The organism is Williamsoniiplasma luminosum, assembly GCF_002803985.1.
In the GTDB taxonomy this organism is placed as follows: Bacteria; Bacillota_I; Bacilli_A; order Mycoplasmatales; family Mycoplasmataceae; genus Williamsoniiplasma; species Williamsoniiplasma luminosum.
On sequence record NZ_CP024963.1, the window covers coordinates 510574 to 531033 of the forward strand.

Sequence of the window (20460 nt, forward strand, 5' to 3'; positions counted from 1 at the left end):
TTTGCTTAACAAGGCAAAAAAAGAAAAAAAATGGAAAATAAAAATACTGATGTTAAATTTGAGGATCTTGTAAGAAGAAACTTTAATCCTGAAGAAGACAACATAATAGCAACTGATGTTAGCTATATTCCTGCTGATGCAGCTGAAAATTTTGCTTATTTATCGATTACTATTAGTCATAAAACTAAAATGATTGAATCATGAAAATTGTCTCAATCAAATAACGTCCAACTCGTTTTAGATACAATTGATGGTTTAAAAAGAAAAAACTTTATCTTTCATTCTGATCATGGTTTTCAATATTCTAGTTATAAAGTTCTTGATAGATTAAAAGCTATTAATGCCAAAACCTCGATGGGAAGGGTTGGGAATTCATTAGATAACCGAGAAGCTGAATATTTCTTTGGTTGTTTAAAAGGAGAATATTTAAATCATCTAGCTACTACAAAAATGAAATTTGATGAAATTTATAAGTGTATATCAGAATATATAGAGTGATATAATTTTAAAAGAAAACAAAAAATATTGAATTGAAAAACGCCAGCTTCCGCTAGCGCTATTAATTCTTAAATTGTAGAATTTATTTTTCCGTGTTTAGAATATCGATGTTGTAAAATATATATGTCTCAAAAAAAGAAGTACTACATCACAAGAAAAAATATATTTATTTAAAAATACATCACATTTTTATTAATAAATATGTTTAAATGATTAAAAAGAAAGAATTTTTAATAGATTCAAGAAAGGCAAAATAAATGAATTATCATGGTGATATAACAAATTTGAAAAAAAAGGTTGAAAGTATTGGTTGAATCACTCAAATGAATGTTGGGTCAATTTCTTTAAAAATTACAACAATTAAAGGGGCAATTTTTAATGTATTCAAAACAGGAAAAGTTCAATCACAAGGTAAAACAAATGATGAAGATAGTAATAATTTTGAAGAAATTATTAATTCTATGGATCTATCGAATGCAATAGAAAATTCAAAGAAAAACAAAATTTATGTTGTACATGGTCATGATGTAAACTCCAAAAATGAATTGAAAGTAATTTTAATGGAATGAGGCCTAGAAACTATAGTTAGTCAAGATAAACCCCCCAATGGTAAAACAATTATTGAAGGAGTTCTTGATGATATAGAAGGGGCTCATTATGGAATAGTGTTGTTAACACCAGATGACGTTGGATATGCTTCAACCAATGGTATTAACCCTATACCAAAACCAAGAGCTAGGCAAAATGTTATTTTAGAAATGGGAATGATTATTTCTAGATTAGGAAGAAATAATGTAACCATTTTAAAAAAGAGTGAAATTGAACAACCAAGCGATACTGATGGATTAATTTATATTGCATATGACAATTCTATTAAAAATAGTGGGGCCTTTGAAAAGCTGAGGCAAAATATAAAATCTGCTGGAATTACAATCAAAGACTAAAAATGTTTTTATTGCATGATAATTATATGAATTTTGCTATTTTAAAAATTCAGTAATGATATATTGATAAAATCTATGAAAAAGAAAAAAATATGGAATATGCAATATCTCATTCAGAAGAACGCATTGGCAAACATTTCGAAACACCATTTAACAGGGATAAAGCTACAATTTTCTTTAATGGAGGCATATCATCAAGTAAAATGCGAAATATTTTATATGCTATGTCAGAATTGAATGTTTTTTCATGAAAAATGCCTGTAACAATTGTGGCAAATAAAACAAAAGCAAGATGCAATATTTATATATCTGATAAATGTAATAAAATTTTAATTGAAGATTTTTTTAATATTTATTATGGTGATTAAGGATCTTGTTCATTTTGTCGAGTTTTATCAAAATTTTTTAAAATTGATGAAGGAAGTTTTAGAAAAATTATAACAGCACAAAAAGAAATTGCTGATTTCTGTTCGATTAAAACAATTGTTGATGACTTTTCTACTTAATTAATTATTCATATATTAAATTCGAAAGTTTTTACTTTCTTTTTTATTATTTATTTTTGGATTAGTTTATTTTAGATGCCAATTTAATAAAAAATAAATGTTAATGCTTTATTGTAATTAAAATATATTTCAGAAAAAAATATTTTTTCCTTTTTTTTGTGTTAAATTTTTATTAGGGCATATTACAAGAAAGAAGGTGATAAATTTGAAAAAAATTCAAAAAATAACAAATATGCAACTAGGCGTGATTATTTCACGAATAGGAACATCTGAATCTACCAATAAAAATACAATTCATTATAAATATTTTACTTTAGCTTCGGCAAAAGAAGTAGAAATTATTAAAGATAAATTTAATGATGTTTTCTTAGAAGAAAAAATTAATGAAAAATTTATGTCTAAAGAAGGGGATATTTTGATGGGATTAACATCCCCACACTCTGTTGTTTATATAAATAAAGATTTAGAGGGCATCATAATTCCATCTCAATTTATAATTATAAGGGTCACAGACAAAACAATTGATCCGCGTTTTTTAGCCATTGTTTTAAATAGTGAACATATAAAAAGCAAAATTAAAAAAATGAGAAATTCTGCAATGCAATTTTGAATATTAAGAATTCCATTATTGCAAGAATTAGAAATAAATATACCTGAAATAGATATTCAAGAAAAAGTTATAAAACTAAATTCATTATTTGACCAAGAAAGAACACTCAATAATGAATATATAAACAAAAGAGAGCGACAAAAACAATATTTCTTAGACTTAATGTTGCCAACAAACAAAAAATAAAATAGCTTATGAAAAATTTCTATATGAAATTTTAAGCACACAAAGAAGGAGGTCAATTATGACTACAAAAAATAAAAGTTCGCAAGAGCGTGAAGCATTACACAATGCAATTTGAAAAATTGCCAATGATTTAAGAGGGAGTGTTGATGGTTGAGATTTTAAACAATATATCTTAGGAACAATCTTTTACCGTTTTATTTCTGAAAATATTTCAAACTACATTAATCAAAATGAATGAAATTCAGGAAATAAAGCATTTGATTATTCATTACTAACAGATGAACAAGCAAAAACAATAAAAGAAGAAATAGTAAAATCGAAAGGATTTTTCATTTATCCGACTCAACTATTTAACAACGTTGTTAAAAATGCAATTAAAGATGAGAATTTAAATGAAACACTTGAAAAAACTTTTAAAGCGATTGAATCAACAAGTATTGGAACCAATAGTGAAAAGAAATTCAAAGGTCTATTTGATGATTTTGATACAAACAATAAAAAATTAGGTGATACTGTTAATGAAATCAACAAAAGATTAATCCAAATTTTAACAGGAATTGCTAATCTTGATTTAGGTGATTTTACTAACAATTCAATTGATGCTTTTGGTGATGCATATGAGTTTTTAATGACAATGTATGCTTCTAATGCTGGAAAATCAGGGGGTGAATTCTTCACACCACAAGAAGTTTCTGAACTAATTGCAAAAATTACTTTAGTGGGTAAAGATAAAATTAATAAAGTTTATGATCCTGCATGTGGATCTGGGTCTTTATTATTACAATTTTCTAAAATTATCGGAGAAGACAATATAATTCATGGTTTTTATGGGCAAGAATTAAATTTAACAACTTATAACTTAGCGAGAATGAACATGTTTTTACATAATGTTGGTTTTGATAAATTTGATATCGCAAGACAAAACACTTTAACAAATCCCCAACATTTAGATGATGCACCATTTGATGCGATTGTTTCTAATCCACCATATTCAACTAAATGAGATGGAGATGCAGACCCAGTTTTAATTAATGATCCACGTTTTTCACCAGCTGGAGTTTTAGCACCCAAATCAAAAGCAGATTTAGCATTTGTAATGCATATTTTAAGTATGTTATCAAATGATGGGGTGGCTGCTATTGTTTCATTCCCAGGAACTTTATACAGAGGAGGTGCTGAGGCTAAAATCCGTAAATATTTAGTTGATAATAATTATGTTGATGCAATTATTCAATTACCACCCAACTTATTTTTCGGAACAAGTATTTCAACTTGTATTATGGTTTTAAAAAAATCTAAAAAAGATAGCAATGTTTTATTTATTGATGCTTCAAACCTATTTAGAAAAGTAAACAATGCAAACAAATTAGATCCTGAACATATTGAAAAGATTTTAGAAATTTTTAAAAATCAAAAAGAAGTTTTACATATGTCTAAATTAGTCGATGCCAATGAAATTGCGAATGAAGACTATAACTTATCTGTAAATACATATGTTCAAGAAAAAGAGGATACAGAAATTATTGATATTAAAGTTTTAAATCAAGAAATTAAAGAAATTTCAGAACGTTCAGCAAAATTAAGATTAGAAATTGACAAAATTATTGCTGAAATAGAAGCAGATGAGGATTAAACATGAGTAAATTAAAAGAGTTAATTCAAGAATTATGTCCTGATGGTGTTGAATATAAAAAACTAGATGAAATAGCTATTTTAAAAAAAGGTAAACAACTTAATCAAACCTTATTGACTAAAAAGGGTTTGTATAAAGCCTATAATGGTGGAAAAAGTCATTCAGGTTTTACTGATGAATATAATGTATCGGAAAACACTATAATTATTAGTCAAGGTGGTGAATCTGCAGGATATGTCCAATTTATTAAAGAAAAATTTTGAGCTAACGCACATTGCTTTTATATTGAACCAAATGTTCAAATAATTAATAATAAATTTTTATATTATTTTTTAAAGATGAATGAAATTTACTTTATGAAATCCAAACAATCAGCTGGTATTCCTGGTCTCAAAAGCAGCGTTGTGAAAAATATATGTATACCTGTTCCGCCTTTAGAAGTTCAAAATGAAATAGTTAGTATACTTGATAAATTTACAGAACTAACAACAGAACTAACAACAGAACTAACAAAAAGAAAAATACAACAAAAATATTACACAAACAGTTTAATTGATCAAAATTTAAGAACAAAAAAAATTGAATTGGCATTACCAGAAGTTTTTGAATACAAGAGAGGAAAAAGACTTACTAAAAATCATAGAATTTATGGTTTTATACCTTTTGTTACTGCAGGTTTTCAAAATGAAGGAATAGCTGAATTTATAGGTAATGATTTAGAAATTTTTGAAAACTCTATAACTATTGACATGTTTGGGAATGTATTTTGAAGAAATTATAAATTTAGTTGTGATGATAATGTGATTGTTTTGCATTCTGAATTTTTATCAGAAGAAACAGCATACTTTTTTATAGAAGTCATTAAAAAAAGTATGAAAAATTTTAATTATTCTAAACAATATAGATTACAAGATTTGTATTCTCAAAAAATAAAATTGAATAATGAATGACAAGATAAAAATTTTGAATTATTAAAAAATACATCAGAAAAGATAAAGAAATTTATTCAAATTATTAACGAATTTGAAAATGGTATTCCTTATGAAATTTGTTACCGTAAAAAACAATATAATTATTATTTAAATTTAATATTTTCTAAAATTTTAAATAATGGACAGGAAAAAAATGGCAATTAAAGAAAAATTAAAAAATGATCAAAATAATTTAATAAGTAAGCTTTTGAAATTATTAAGCTCAAGAAGTATCCATTTTATATTGGGTGCTGGATTTAATAATAATTTCTTACCTTTGGCAAAAGATTTATTAAATACAATTGCAAAAATAAAAGACACTTTAAATTTAAAAGATGACAAAAAAATCGATAACATAGAAGAATGAATCAATGAACAAATTCAAGTGCATCCAAATAAGAGAACGGATATAGAAACAGCTTTTTTAGAAGGTTTAAAAGAAGATTTGACATTAGACAATAATGAAACTTATAAAGATATACTGAAACAAATAAAACAAATAGATAATGAAAAAGATAAAGAAGAAAAAACAAAACAGTTAGAAGAAATAAATTTATTTTTAAAACAATTTAAAAAAATAGTTTTAAAGAGTTCTAATGGTAACGGCAATAATTCTTATATTAAAAAAGTGTTTTTTTGAACCTTAAATTATGACAATTTATTACAAAAACTTTTAGTAAATAATAAAATGCCACACTTTGTTATTGACCATGAAAATTGAAATTCAAATATAATTGATTTTTCTTTTCGAAACGATCAAACAAAAATTATATTGCCATCTTACTTTATTTATAAAATTCACGGAAATAAGAACAAACCGATAATTCCTGCGAATACTAAATTTGCAAATATTTTAGAGGATCAACAAGTTTTTGAAGCTTATATTAAAATGAAAACACTCTTAATGGATACACATGGTAAAAATTTAGTTTTTATAATAGGATATTCAGGTAATGATCTGCATATTGAACAAATAATTGGTGAAACAATAAGTAACAATAATCAAGTTATTTATGTTAATTACGATGAAAAAGAACAAGGAGATTTTAATAGTGTTGAAGAAAATAACGTTTTAACTATAAAAACATCTCAACCTTTAAACTTTTTAACAGAATTATTTGGTTTAATTTTAGAAAAACTAGGAGACGAAAATGGAAAATAAAAATCCTATAGGATATGTACATAAAATTGATATTTTAAAAAATACAGTAGCAATATACTGTTATGAAAATATTAGTGAACCAGTACACAATAGCATTAATTATTTTAACCCTCATCCAAATGTTATGGTGAAAATTTATAGTGGTTTTGATTCTATAATACTAAAGATAATTAGTTCGGAAATTGTAAGAGATAAAGATGGCAACATTAAGTATAAACAACTGATATGTAACATCTTAGGTTATATTTCTGCTTATAAACAACAATTTTCTGCTAGTATTTTTAATTCACCAATTTTATTAAATTCTGAGGTTCTTGAATTAACCAAAAATGATTTAGAAAAAATAAAATACAATCAACATATTGATGGGAAAAAATATACTATTGGTAAAGATCTTGAAAATCAATATTTTGACGTTACTACAAGTTATGACAGTTTTTTTACATCTCATATTGGTATTTTTGGTAATACGGGATCGGGTAAATCTGTCACACTTGCTAAAATATATAGAGATTTTATAAAAGAAACCAAAAACATGAAAATGCAAAATAAATTATTTTTATTCGATTATAATAATGAATACAATAAAAATAATGCAATTGTTGCATTTGATGAAGGTTATTCGAAAAAAATCTATTTAAATAAAAATGAACAAAATATCAAAATAGACATTAAACTTTCTGATCTCGATGAAGATATATGAATAAACGTTTTTAATGCAACAAAGAAAACACAAGCACCAATAATAAAAAGAGCTTGAAAAAAATTTATTTCAACAACACAAAAAACAGAATTTGAAAATTCAAAAGCTTTTAAGGACGCAATTGAACAGATACTTTTTAACATAATCAAAAATAATAATTTTGAATCTCTTATTAAGTTGACTGATTTGTTTTATAGTTTAAATGATTCAAATGAATATAAAAAGTTTTTAGAAAAATTAACTAAAATCAAAATTAATAAAGCTCAAGGAGGAAGCGGATCAACTACTTTTAGCGGTATTAGATTAGATGATAAAAAGAGCGAAGAACTAAAACAAGATATTAAAAATGATATATGTAATGATTTAGAAGAACAAAACCAAAATATAAAAAATTTAAATATATTTATATTTTATATTCTATATTACATTATTGAATATGATGTTAATTCTGATTGAGTAATGCCAATTTATTATAGAGCAAATACATTTATTAAAGAATTTAATGAAGTTTTTAATTTGGTATACGATGATAGGAATCCAAAAGAAATGAACGACTTCTTTAATATAAATGGACTATCGATTTTTTCGTTGCAACAATATAAATATAAAATTAAAAATATGATCATAATTTTTTCATTGAGTTTAATTCATAAAAAAATTACAAATAGGGAAAATAAACAAGAAGAATACATATGTTTAATAATTGATGAGGCACACAATTTATTCAAAAACATTGATGAAGAAGATTCGAATATTGCTGATATTATTGAAACGATTATTAGAGAAGGCAGAAAATTTGGATTATTTATTACGCTTTCATCACAAAGATTACACGATATTCCACAAAGTGTCTTATCTCAAATGCATAATTTTATGATTCATAAAATTATTAGCGAACCGGATTTGAGGGCAATGAAAATTGCGAATTCATATGTTGATGAACAAAAATTGAATTTAATTCCTTTATTAACTCCTGGTCAATGTTTAGTATCTGGACGTTCGTTTTCTGAAGCTAGATTTGTTGAAATAGACATTAAAGAAATGGAAAATAACAAACCCGATAGTGACAATATGAATTTATACAAGGACAATAAAGATGAATAAAGATATAAAAATAATAATGGAAACAACATTTAATACAGTTGTTAATGAATATGTCTCTAAAAAGCAAAACTATAATTATTATGAAAGTGAAGCTCAACTTGAAGATACTTTTATTAAAGATTTAATTAATCAAGGTTACCAATACCTTGCTTTAAATACTGATCAAGATTTAATTTTAAATTTAAGAAAACAACTTGAAAAATTAAACAATATTGAATTCACGGAGAAAGAATGAAAAGATTTTTATAATAATGTTATTGCAAATAAAGCTGAAGGGTTAATTGAAAAGACACGCAAAATTCAAGAGGATTACAAACAATACATCAAACGTGAAAGTGATGGTTCGCCTAAAAATATTTATTTAATTGATAAAACTAATGTTCATAATAATACAGTTCAAGTAATTAATCAATTTGAAGAAAATGAAGGAAATTATAAAGGTCGATACGATGTTACGATTTTGGTTAATGGACTTCCGATGGTGCATATTGAATTAAAAAGACGTGGTGTTAACATCAGAGAAGCCTTTAATCAAATTCAAAGATACGCAAGAGATAATTTTTGAGCAGGGAGTGGTCTTTTTGAATATGTTCAACTGTTTGTAATTTCTAATGGAACTAATACTAAATACTATTCAAATACAACAAGAAAAGAACAAGTTGAAAAAACACTTAACCACAAGCAATTACAAAGTAAAGCATTTGAATTTACATCTAATTGAACTGATGAAAAAAACAATTTGATCACAGATTTAAAAGATTTTACTTCAACTTTTTTTAATAAACGCACTTTGTTAAATATTTTAACAAGATATTGTGTTTTTACAGTTGATGAAAATTTATTAGTCATGAGACCATATCAAATTACTGCGACTGAAAAAATTATTAATAAAATCACAATAAGTTCCCACTATAAAAAAGAAGGAACTAAAGATGCTGGTGGATATATTTGGCATACAACCGGATCTGGTAAAACTTTAACTAGTTTTAAAACAGCTAAACTAGCAACTGAATTAGATTTTGTTGATAAAGTTTTATTTGTTGTTGACCGTAAAGACTTAGATTATCAAACAATCAAAGAATATGACAAATTTGAAAAAGGATCTGCTAATGGAAATAAATCAACAGAAGAGTTAAAGAAAAACTTAGAAGATCCATTGAAAAAAATTGTGATCACAACAATTCAAAAATTAAGCAACTTTGTTAAGAAATATAAAAAACATGATATTTATAACAAACATTTAGTATTGATATTTGATGAATGTCATCGATCACAATTCGGGGATATGAATAAAGCAATTACCAAAAGTTTTAAAAAATATCACTTATTTGGTTTTACAGGAACTCCAATTTTTGCAGAAAATACAAATGATAATGTTGGTTTTCAAACAACAGAAGCAACTTTTGGTGAAAAATTACATGCCTACACAATTGTTAATGCAATAAATGATGGAAATGTTTTACCTTGAAGAGTGGAATACCTTACAACATTTCATGAAAAAGATGAAATTGTTAATAAGAAAGTCAAAGCAATTGATAAACAATCAGCCTTAAATAATGTTAAAAGAATTCGAGAAATTGTTAAATATATCATTGACCGTTTTGATACTAAAACACTTTTAACACCGCCTGCTTCAATTAAAAACCCAAATCCTAATTTAACAAAGAAAAAATACAATTCTATTTTAGCCGTTTCTAGTATTGAAGCAGCAAAAGCATATTATTTAGAATTCAAGAAAACAATTTCAGAAGAAAACTTAAATTTAAAAGTTGCAACAATTTTTAGTTTTAATCCGAACGAAGATATGAATGAGATAGACGAAGATTTTGATGTTTCAAATTTAGATTCAAGTTCAAAAGACTTTTTAGCTTCAGCTATCAACGATTACAATGAAGTGTTTAAAACTAATTTTAGTGTAAATGGAGATAGTTTTCAAAACTATTATAAAGATCTGTCTGAAAAAACCAAACAAACTCAAATTGATATTTTAATTGTTGTTAATATGTTTTTAACTGGTTTTGATGCGCCTAATTTAAATACATTATGAGTTGATAAAGAATTAAAATATCACAATCTAATTCAAGCTTTTTCAAGAACTAATAGAATTTTGAATAATGTTAAAAAATTTGGAAATATTATTTGTTTTAGAAACATAGAACAAAAAGCAAAAGAAGCCATTGCATTATTTGGTGATGAAAATGCCAACTCAATTGTTTTAATTAAAACTTATGAAGAATATTACAATGGATATATTGACAAAAAAGGTGAAAAAAATCCTGGATATAAAAAGTTAATTGAACAGTTGTTGGAACAATTCCCTTTAAATGAGCAAATTATTGGAGAATTACAAAAAAATAATTTTGTTGGTTTGTATGGAAAAATATTGCAATATAGTCGATGATTAAAACCATTTGATGAGTTTGAAAATAACCAAATTTTAACTCCAAGACAAATTCAAGATTATCAAAGTTTATATTTAGATTTTTATGAGGAAAAAAGAGGAAAATCTTCTGATGTTGAAAATATTAATGATGACTTAGTTTTTGAAATCGAATTGGTAAGACAAGTTGATATTAATGTAGATTATATCCTTCAATTAATCAAAGCGAATTGAAGAAAAAATTCAAATTTAGATCCAGACATTATTTCTAAATTAGATTCAAGTCCAGATTTAAGAAATAAAAAAGATTTAATTTTAGAGTTTGTAAAACATTATGATGGACAAGATGACATTGAAGGAGAATTTTCTATTTTTATTAAAGAGTCAAGATTCAATGATTTAAAAACCATTATTGATAATAATAATTTAAATGAAAAAGCAACACTTAAATTCATAGAACTTTGTTTCGATTTCGGTTATTTAAAAACAATCGGAGAAGAAATTGATAAAATTTTACCCCCAATTTCCAGATTTGATACAAATAACATCAGACCAAAAATTAAAGAAAAAGTAACCAATTTACTTCAAGATTTTTTTGAAAAATATTATTTTTAATGTGAAGAAAAACATGAACATATATAAATTTTGCGTTTACGATTTTTGTGTAATTCATTTTTACTCATTATTGTATGAAAACCATGGTTTTACATTTATGGCATACAAATATTATTTTCAAATACAATATTTCATTTAAAATCAAATAATAGGAGAAAACCAATGTTCAATGAATTAGTCCAAACTTTTAATAAAACTAGAAAAAAAGAATTTTTGAAAACCAATTTTCAAAATATCGTGATCAAATGGAAATTTACGGATTTTCCAATCATTTTAAATAAAACTGAATTTATCGCAATTTTAGAAAATGGTTCAGGTTATAAATTTTCGGTTTTAACCAAAGAAGATATTTTTAATAAAATTTATGCTTTTCAAAATTTATTTAATGAAGTTAATGAAGCAACAATCAGATATCTATCAGAATTAGACAATGATGGGCATAAAATTAATGGTTATAACGAATTTTTAAAAGATGCTTATGCATTATTAAAAACATATATAAGTGAAACTTTAATTCCTTGAATTTTTGAAGTCGCTTTAGACATTAAACATCAAGAAATAGGAATTGAGTATGATCCTAATTTATTTTTTGATTTTAAAAATGAATTATTAAGTTTAGAATTCCAAAAAAGACTCAGAAAAATTCTTAAAATTTTAATTTTAAGAAATCCTGGTGATCAAACATTTACTTTATTAGACCAAACTTATGAACAAGATATCATTAGTAAAATGTATAAACTTAAAACAATGAAGCAAAATTCGAAAATAAACCTTTAAAATTAGAAATAGATTTATTTATTTTTAAGGTTTATTTTTTAATCCTTAAAAAATCGATAAAATTTAAACCAATGGAGGCCACATGTTAGAACAAATTAAACAAATCAAACACAATTTTGAACAACAATTTAAAGAAGTTAAAACGTTATCAGAAATTCAAGTTTTGAAAAAAGAATATTTAGGTAAGGATTCACCTTTAATTACCATTTTAAAATCAATGCGTGATGCTGATGAGCAAACTAAACAAGAAATTGGTAAACAAGCCAATCTTTTACTTGTTGAGATTGCAAATCAATTAAATGAATTGGGCGAAACTTTAAACAATGAGATTTTAAATGAACAATTAAAAGGGGAAAGAATTGATGTTTCTTTACCCGGAATGAATTTAAAGTTCGGAAGTAAACATCCATTAAATCTTGTAATTGATGAAATTAGTCAAATCTTTACGGAAATTGGTTTTGAAATGGTTGATGGAACAGAAGTTGAACAAGATGAGTTTAATTTTCAAAAATTAAACTTACCAAAAGATCATCCTGCTCGTGATATGCAAGATACTTTTTATCTTGATGAAGAATCTGTTTTAAGAACTCACTGTACGAATATGACTTCAAGATTATTAACCAAATTAGCTAACCAAAGAACTGACAATCAAAACTTAGCCGCCATTTCATATGGGAATGTTTATCGACGAGATGATGATGATGCCACACATTCGCATCAATTTATGCAAATTGATGGGTTTGCCGTGGGTGAAAAAATCTCTTTTGCGAATTTAAAATGAGTTTTAAGACATATGGTTAAACGCCTATTTAATGAAAAGGTTAATATTCGTTTACGACCAAGCTTTTTCCCATTTACTGAACCAAGTGTCGAAGTTGATATTTCATGTTTTAAATGTGCTGGGGTTGGTTGTGGGTTGTGTAAAAGCTCTGGATGAATTGAAATTCTGGGGGCTGGGATGATTAATCAACAAGTCATGGAATTAAATGGGTTAGATCCGAACAAAGTCACAGGATTAGCTTTTGGGATTGGGATTGAACGAATTGCAATGCTAAAATTTGGGATTAATAACATTCGATTATTTTATGAAAACAATGTGGAATTTTTAACTCAATTCCCATTTTATGGAAAGTAGGTAAGTATGATTTTAACGAGAAACTGACTCTCTAAATTTTTAAATTTAGAGAGTATTAAAAATGCTGACATTTCTAAAGCCTTAAATGCTTTAGGTTTTGAAGTTGAAGCTGAAACTAACTTTGCGAATTTAAATACTGAATTAATTATTGGTTATGTTGAACAATCACATAAAATTCCTGACACGCACTTAAGTTTTAACCATGTCAACATTGGAACTAACACCCCTTTAGAAATTGTTTGTGGTGGGGCCAATGTTGGACCGGGACAATTTGTTGTGATCGCCCCCGTTGGGTCAACTATTGCTAACGGTTTAACAATGGGAGAAAGAATCATTAAAGGTTATAAATCACAAGGGATGATTTGTGCTTTAAATGAAATTGGGATTCCCAATTCTGCTTTAAATGAAGCTGAACAAGATTTAATTTATGTGATTCATTCAGACCAAGAATTAATGCATTTATTAGGTAAAAATTTTGCTGAAATTGGATATGATGATTATGCTTGAGAAGTTGATTTAACTTTAAATCGTAGTGATGCTTTAGCAAGTTTACAACTTTTAAAAGAAATTGCTAATTTCTTTAATTTAAAAATTAAAAATCCATATAGTAAAGAAGTTAAAACTAATTTATTACCAAATCCAAAAATTCAATTTCAAATTTCTAAAAATCTTGAACAACAAATTAATACTTTAACTTGCCAACGTTACCAAATTCACCAAGAGTTTAAGAACTTAAATGTCATCGATGATCTTTGATTAAAAATTAATGGTCATAAAGCAATCGACAATCCAATCGAAAATTTAGCAACGTTGGCAACCATTCAAACTGGTCAACCAACCATTTTAATTGACCAAGACAAAATCGAAGAGATTTTGAAATTGGATTTTGTGAAACATGAAGATAAAGAAGTTTTGGCTTTAATTTCTAATCATGAAATTGTTCAAATTATTGGTTTACCAACTGCAAAACAATTTGCCGTTGATGCATCAACAACTAAAATTTTAGCGATTCGCTTAAATTTTAAACCAACAATTATGCGTCAACAACAAAAACATTTAAATCTTTCAAATGTTAATTTACAAAGATATATGAAACCTTTGAATCCAAATTTGTTTGATCAGTCAGATCAAGTTTTGACCCATCTTTTAGCACAATACAAAATTTTAGCAGCTAAATCTAGTCATCAATTGATTATTAAAGCTCCCCCAACCAATACCAAATTCATCTTAACCCTTGAAGAAATTAAAAATATTTTAGGCTTTGAATTAAAAGCCCACCAAATTAAAAAACTTTTTAAAACTTTAGATTTTAAAGTTAAAACCGAAACTAAAAAAATTACTTTTTACACTGATCCAAATCGTGTAGATATTTATGGGGCCAATGATCTTTGTGAAGAAATCGCCAGATTATATGGTTATGACAAAATCCAAGAAGTTCCATTAGTGATTCAAGCAAATGCGAGTGTTGATAAAACTAAACCAAATCTGGAAGCAAAAATTGGTCATTATTTAATTGGGGCTGGTTTTAATAACATTAAAACTTATTCATTAATTCCAAGTGATAAAAATGATCAATGAAATCTTTTCAATTTAAAACAACCTGTTGTTTTAAATTCACCATTATCCCAAGCACATGAGGTTTATCGTATGAATTTAGCAAGTTCAATTGTTGAAACAGCGATTTATAATTCTGTTAATAATAACAAACGTTTAAAATTATGAGAAATCGCCGATGTTTATACTCGCAATCTGCGTCAAAGACATTTATCAATGTTAGTAACTGGAGAAATTGTCCAAGAACCGATTGTGAAAAATGATTTAGACAATAATTATTTCTATTTAAAAGGGATGGTTGATGCCATTTTAGACTTTTATCGCATTGATCCGTTAAGCATTAGTTTTAAGGAAACTAAACCTGCCAACAATGTAATTCATCCGTTTATTAATGCTGAAATTACAATTGATCAAAAAACTATTGGTTTCATTTTCAAATTGAATCCAAAATTTGAAAATGCGAACAAAATTAAACCAACCTTTGTAGTTGAATTAAACTTAGATTTATTATTTGAATTAGCAAACAAAAACATTTTGTTCGCCCCAATTGCAAAATTTCAATCATCATCTAGAGATGTTTCACTAATTCTCCCAGATTATGTGATGTATCAAGAATTAACCCAAAATCTTTTAAATGATGTGCAATATGTCGCTTCTTATAAATTAATGGGTGAATACCAAAATGAAGAAATGAAAACTAATAACGAAAAATCAATTACACTTTCATTTGTTTTTAATCATTTAGACAAACAACTAACTGAAGCCGAAATCAATCAAGAATGAAACCAAGTTTTAGCAAACATTGGGAAAATGAAATTAAAGGTAAGATAAAATGAATCCACAAGATTTTAAAAACCAACCAAAAAAACATTTGGTTGGTCAAATTGAAAATTTGACCAAGATCAAACTTGATAATCCGTTAATTAAAGAACTAATCAAAATTAGTTATGATGTTAAATTAGAATACATTTATGATGTTGATGCGATTGAAGTTGATGGAGTGATTGAATGTGAATTAACAGCCTTTGATGCCAATGACGGACATGAATTTTTATATTCTGCAGAAATCGAATGAAACGATGAGTATTCATTCGACCAAAAAGCCAATGATCAAACGAATTTAATTTTGCATAACAACTTTGATTTACAAGCATATGTGATTGAACAAATAAACCTAAATATTCCTGTTAATTTATCAGAGAAGCATGCTATAATCTATAAGGTTGGTTCAAATTGAGAATTTTTAAGTGAAAATGATCATATGAAAAACGAAGAAATAAGCAAAGACTTAGATCCGAGATGAGAAAAACTAAACAACTTTAAATCTGACAAATAGGAGGTGAGATTATGGCAGTACCATTTAGAAAAACCAGCAAAGCGGCTAAAAACAAACGTCGCTCACATCTAGCATTAAAACCAAGCACATTAATGTCATGTACAAATTGCGGTACAATAATCAAACCTCACCGCGTTTGCCGTGAATGTGGATTTTACAAAGGAAAAGAAGCAGTTAAAACTGAAGCTTAATTTCTTAAAAGAAAATAAACAGCAAAAATAATATAAAAAAATTGCAAACTTAAATTTGCAATTTTTTTATGTTTAAATTGCCTTTTTTAGCGTTTTAAAGAGATTTTTACAGCTTTGAGTTCATAAAAGAGAAAAAAATGTCCTTATTTAGAGACAAAAAAGGTTCTTACATATTGACTTTTTAAAAAAATATGTAATTTAAAGATAACATTTTTTATTTTCTGTTGCTATAATAAATACATAGTGGGAGAAAGTGGGGGAAAGTGTATGTTTTTAGGTACATTCGAACATTCTATTGATACAAAAGGTCGTTTAACATTACCATCTAAATTTAGAGGCAAAATGGATGCGACAGTTTTTCTATCTCGTGGATTTGAAGGTAGCTTAGAAATTCGCAACGAACAAGAATTTAGTATGTGAAAACAAGAATTGGAACTATTAGAACCATTCAAAAAAGACACACGTGCTTTAATGCGTTACATCTTTTCTAACTCTGCTGATCTCGAAATTGATGCAGCTGGAAGAATTAAAATTCCAACTAACTTGTTAGCAGTTGCAAAAATTGAAAAAGAAGTTTATATCCTTGGGGTTGGTTCAAAAATTGAGATATGAGATAAAGCTTCTTATGACCAATATGAACAAGATAATTTCTCTGACATTGAAGCTATTGCTGAAAAAATAGATAACGTTGGTGGTTAGTATGGAAAAGCACACACCGGTTTTATTAGCAGAATCAATTAAGTATTTAAATCTTCAACCAAATGGAATTTATGTTGATTGCACCTTAGGACGAGGTGGACATTCAAGTGAAATCCTCAAACATTTAGACAATGGAGTTTTATATGCCATTGATCAAGATCCAATAGCAATTGCCGAATCACAAACAAAACTCGCTGCAACTTTGAAAAATTTTCATATTTTAAATGGAAATTTTTCAAATATAGCATCATTATTGGCCTTGAAAAATGTTTTTCAAGTCGATGGAATTTTATATGATCTAGGAGTTTCTTCACCCCAATTCGATGTTGGTGAACGAGGGTTTAGTTATCGTTTTGATGGACCTTTGGATATGCGAATGGACACTGTTCATAATCAATTAACTGCTGAAAAAGTTATCAACCAAAAATCTGAAGAAGAATTATGTCAAATTTTTTGACAATATGGAGATGAAAAATTTGCTAGACAAATTGCCAGTTCAATTATCAAAACCAGACCACTTAAAACCACCTTTGAATTAGTTGATGTCATCAAACAAAGTTTACCTCAAAAAGTTTTGAAACAAAAAGGACACCCAGCTAAAAAAGTTTTTCAAGCTTTAAGAATTTATGTCAATGATGAAATCAATGTCTTGAAAACTTCGATTGAACAAAGTTTAAAACTTTTAAAACCTAAAGGGAGGATTGTGATTATCACTTTCCACTCATTAGAAGAAAAAATTGTCAAAGAAAGTTTTAAGGCAGCAACGATTAGTGGCATGGAATCAGTCATTTCTAAACTTCCGATCGAAGTTGAAAATGATACGCAATTTTCATTAATTATTAAAAAACCAATTGTTCCAAAAAATACGGAAATCGAAAATAATAACCGAGCTCACAGTTCTAAAATGTGAGTCATCGAAAAGAAATAAGAAAGGATGTGAGATTATGCTCTTAAATAATCAACGAGTTTATGCAACTTTAGAAATTCGTCAAAATCAAATGTTGTTTACAGTTTTGAAAAAAACTCATAATAGAACCATGGTTGTCTTTAAAAAAGAAGATAATAAAACAACATTTTTAAATGACGAATTAATTGTTATTGATGTGCATCAAACAGCAAATAAATTAAAAACATTTATCAATGAATATGAACAAACACATGATGGATATAAGATCATTAAAGTAGCATTAATCTTACCATCTGAAAAAATTCAACTCAAAGAAACTTATGAAAAAATAAACATCGAGACAAATGGAAAACCAACAAAAATCACAAAAGAATTAATTGCGAAATTAAAAAAAGTTGCCTTCGGCAAACCTTCAATTGAACAAAATGTAGTTTTAGAATCTAGAAGTATTTCTTGATCAATTGATCACTTCCAAATTCCATTGAATCGAATCTTTCAACATGAAGGAAAGGAATTATCAGCTTGATTTAAAAATTATGAAATGAATAATCAAATAGTTAAAAGTCATAAAGCAGTGCTTCAAAAAAATGATTTAGAAGTGCTTTATACCACAACTTCAATCAATGAATTATATCGTCTGGCTGCCAATGAAACTTCTAAAGAAAATTCGACTTTAATTATTGATTGAGGCGAAGATAAGATTGAAGCAGCCATGTACAATCAAGGAATCATGGAACAAAATATCGTGATTCCGTGAGGAATCAATGAGGTTGTTAAAACCATTGCTCAACAACTGAAAATTAAGATTAAAAATGTTGAAGAATACTTATTTAATTTATTAAATTTTTCAAGTGATATTTTAAATGAGAGTTTAGTGATGCAAGTTTTCACCAAAGTTGATAGTTATAAAAAAAAGCAACAATATTCAGGGCTGAAATTAAAAGAGATTTTTATCAAAGAGCTAAATAATAGTTATGAGATGATCAAAAAACTCTGCATTGGTTATAATGATTCAATTGAAATTGTGACCTATAATTTCGGATGCGTTCAAAAAATCATGGGTGCTGAACAATTATTTAAAAAAGGCAATGCAATTGCTAACGATTATGTGTTTAATCAATTCAACATGGGGGTCAACAACAATTACAATTTAAACAGTTCTTTTGGTGCTATTAAAGCCATTGAACAAATCAATAATATGAAAAATCAATTCGAAGAAGTGATTACTTCGATTGGAATTATTTCAAAACAACACATCAAACAAAAACATGAAAATACAATTTTCAAACACCAAATGAATTTTGGGAAAAACCAATTACAACAACAAGCACATTTCTTAATCAATGAAGGAATCTTCATTGATGAACAAGAAATTTTAAGAAAAGAAGGATAAAAATATGGAACAAAAATTTGACCAAATCGCTAAAATAAAAGTTATCGGAGTTGGTGGCGGAGGAAATAACGCTGTCAATAGGATGATTAACGAATCAATCCAAGGTGTGGATTTTATCGTTGCAAACACTGATGCACAAGTGCTATCAGTTTCAAAAGCACCAACAAAAATTATTTTGGGAGAAAAAATCTCAAAAGGTTTAGGAGCGGGAGCTAATCCAGAAATCGGAAAACAAGCAGCCCTTGAATCAATTGATGCAATTAAAGAAGCATTAGAAGGAGCCGATCTAGTTTTTGTTGCTTCTGGAATGGGGGGTGGAACCGGAACTGGGGCTGCTCCAATCATTGCCAAAGTTGCGCAAGAATCTGGTGCTCTTGTGATTGCGATTGTGACCAAACCATTTAGGTTTGAAGGAAAAAATCGCAATAAATTTGCCATTGAAGGATTAACAGAATTGAAAAAACATGTTGATTCTGTGATTGTGATTTCAAACGATCGATTGTTAGAATACATTGGTGGATTACCAATTGAAGATTCGTTCAAAGAAGCTGATTCAATTTTGAAACAAGGTGTTCAAACCATTACAGATTTAATTGCAGTTCCAGCTGTGATTAATTTAGATTTTGCAGACGTGCGCGCCGTGATGTCTAAAAAAGGAAATGCTTTATTTGGAATCGGAATTGCTGAAGGTCAAGACAAAGCAATTGTTGCTGCCAATAAAGCAATTTCATCATCACTGCTTGAAGCTTCAATTGAAGGTTCAAAAGATGTGATTGTCAATATCACTGGTGGGAAAGGTGTTTCATTAAATGACGCTTATGATGCTGTGGATATTATTCAACAAGCAGTTGGCAGCGAAGATGTGAATATTGTTTTTGGAATTGCCATTAATAATCAATTAAATGATGAATTAATTGTAACTGTGATTGCAACTGGTTTTGACCAAGTTGACAGTCAAGTTCAACACCAAAATACAATTCTTGAATCACAAAGAAGACAAGTGGTGAACACCAACAATTTTGATCTTGAATCATTGAAAGCCAAAGAAAAAAGCTTTGAAAATAAACAAGCTTGAGAAAAAACAATTAAACTTCAAACCCCAATTAGTAATGAAATAGATGATGAAGATGAAGACTTTCCAACCTTCTTAAAATAA

Annotated in this window: 18 protein-coding genes; all 18 read left to right on the plus strand. The window is 27.2% G+C overall.

All coding sequences use genetic code 4. The features are described from left to right. Positions 1 to 30: 30 nt before the first annotated feature. Complete coding sequence (locus ELUMI_RS02165) at positions 31 to 570, plus strand: DDE-type integrase/transposase/recombinase (protein WP_100618540.1); 540 nt, start codon at positions 31 to 33, stop codon at positions 568 to 570. 212 nt (positions 571 to 782) lie between these two features. Next, positions 783 to 1442, plus strand: coding sequence for a TIR domain-containing protein (locus tag ELUMI_RS02170; protein ID WP_198514034.1), 660 nt, complete (start codon positions 783 to 785; stop codon positions 1440 to 1442). A 92-nt stretch (positions 1443 to 1534) separates the two neighbouring features. Beyond that, positions 1535 to 1810 (plus strand): hypothetical protein, encoded by a 276-nt coding sequence (locus ELUMI_RS02175; RefSeq protein ID WP_025734383.1) that lies wholly within the window; start codon positions 1535 to 1537, stop codon positions 1808 to 1810. 343 nt (positions 1811 to 2153) lie between these two features. Continuing rightward, positions 2154 to 2744, plus strand: coding sequence for a restriction endonuclease subunit S domain-containing protein (locus ELUMI_RS02180; protein WP_025734382.1), 591 nt, complete (start codon positions 2154 to 2156; stop codon positions 2742 to 2744). Between the two features lie 58 nt (positions 2745 to 2802). After that, positions 2803 to 4377 (plus strand): type I restriction-modification system subunit M, encoded by a 1575-nt coding sequence (locus ELUMI_RS02185; RefSeq protein ID WP_025734381.1) that lies wholly within the window; start codon positions 2803 to 2805, stop codon positions 4375 to 4377. Between the two features lie 2 nt (positions 4378 to 4379). Further along, complete coding sequence (locus ELUMI_RS02190; RefSeq protein ID WP_025734380.1) at positions 4380 to 5513, plus strand: restriction endonuclease subunit S; 1134 nt, start codon at positions 4380 to 4382, stop codon at positions 5511 to 5513. Beyond that, complete coding sequence (locus tag ELUMI_RS02195) at positions 5503 to 6510, plus strand: SIR2 family protein (RefSeq protein WP_025734379.1); 1008 nt, start codon at positions 5503 to 5505, stop codon at positions 6508 to 6510. Before ELUMI_RS02190 ends, ELUMI_RS02195 begins: the two co-directional genes overlap by 11 nt. Beyond that, on the plus strand, positions 6500 to 8317 hold the full coding sequence (locus ELUMI_RS02200) for an ATP-binding protein (protein WP_025734378.1): 1818 nt from the start codon (positions 6500 to 6502) through the stop codon (positions 8315 to 8317). The genes ELUMI_RS02195 and ELUMI_RS02200 overlap by 11 nt, the downstream gene beginning before the upstream one ends. Next, positions 8310 to 11312, plus strand: a complete 3003-nt coding sequence (locus tag ELUMI_RS02205) for a type I restriction endonuclease subunit R (RefSeq protein ID WP_025734377.1) — start codon at positions 8310 to 8312, stop codon at positions 11310 to 11312. Before ELUMI_RS02200 ends, ELUMI_RS02205 begins: the two co-directional genes overlap by 8 nt. 162 nt (positions 11313 to 11474) lie before the next feature. Continuing rightward, the gene (locus ELUMI_RS02210) at positions 11475 to 12089 is read left to right on the plus strand and encodes a hypothetical protein (protein ID WP_025734376.1); all 615 of its coding nucleotides are present in this window, start codon (positions 11475 to 11477) and stop codon (positions 12087 to 12089) included. Positions 12090 to 12171: 82 nt separating this feature from the next. Beyond that, a complete protein-coding gene (pheS, locus tag ELUMI_RS02215; RefSeq protein WP_025734375.1) occupies positions 12172 to 13224 on the plus strand; it encodes a phenylalanine--tRNA ligase subunit alpha in 1053 nt (350 codons plus the stop codon). 6 nt (positions 13225 to 13230) lie between these two features. Then, the gene (gene pheT / locus ELUMI_RS02220) at positions 13231 to 15609 is read left to right on the plus strand and encodes a phenylalanine--tRNA ligase subunit beta (protein WP_025734374.1); all 2379 of its coding nucleotides are present in this window, start codon (positions 13231 to 13233) and stop codon (positions 15607 to 15609) included. A 1-nt stretch (position 15610) separates the two neighbouring features. After that, entirely contained in the window at positions 15611 to 16114 is a 504-nt protein-coding gene (locus tag ELUMI_RS02225) for a YceD family protein (RefSeq protein WP_025734373.1), read from the plus strand. An 11-nt stretch (positions 16115 to 16125) separates the two neighbouring features. Next, positions 16126 to 16305: a 50S ribosomal protein L32 gene (gene rpmF, locus ELUMI_RS02230; protein WP_025734372.1), complete on the plus strand. Its 180-nt coding sequence runs from the start codon at positions 16126 to 16128 to the stop codon at positions 16303 to 16305. Between the two features lie 267 nt (positions 16306 to 16572). Next, on the plus strand, positions 16573 to 17004 hold the full coding sequence (mraZ, locus tag ELUMI_RS02235; RefSeq protein ID WP_025734371.1) for a division/cell wall cluster transcriptional repressor MraZ: 432 nt from the start codon (positions 16573 to 16575) through the stop codon (positions 17002 to 17004). Position 17005: 1 nt separating this feature from the next. Continuing rightward, complete coding sequence (rsmH, locus tag ELUMI_RS02240; RefSeq protein WP_025734370.1) at positions 17006 to 17932, plus strand: 16S rRNA (cytosine(1402)-N(4))-methyltransferase RsmH; 927 nt, start codon at positions 17006 to 17008, stop codon at positions 17930 to 17932. Positions 17933 to 17948: 16 nt separating this feature from the next. Then, a complete protein-coding gene (locus tag ELUMI_RS02245) occupies positions 17949 to 19304 on the plus strand; it encodes a hypothetical protein (protein ID WP_025734369.1) in 1356 nt (451 codons plus the stop codon). Positions 19305 to 19308: 4 nt separating this feature from the next. Beyond that, positions 19309 to 20460, plus strand: coding sequence for a cell division protein FtsZ (gene ftsZ, locus ELUMI_RS02250; RefSeq protein WP_025734368.1), 1152 nt, complete (start codon positions 19309 to 19311; stop codon positions 20458 to 20460).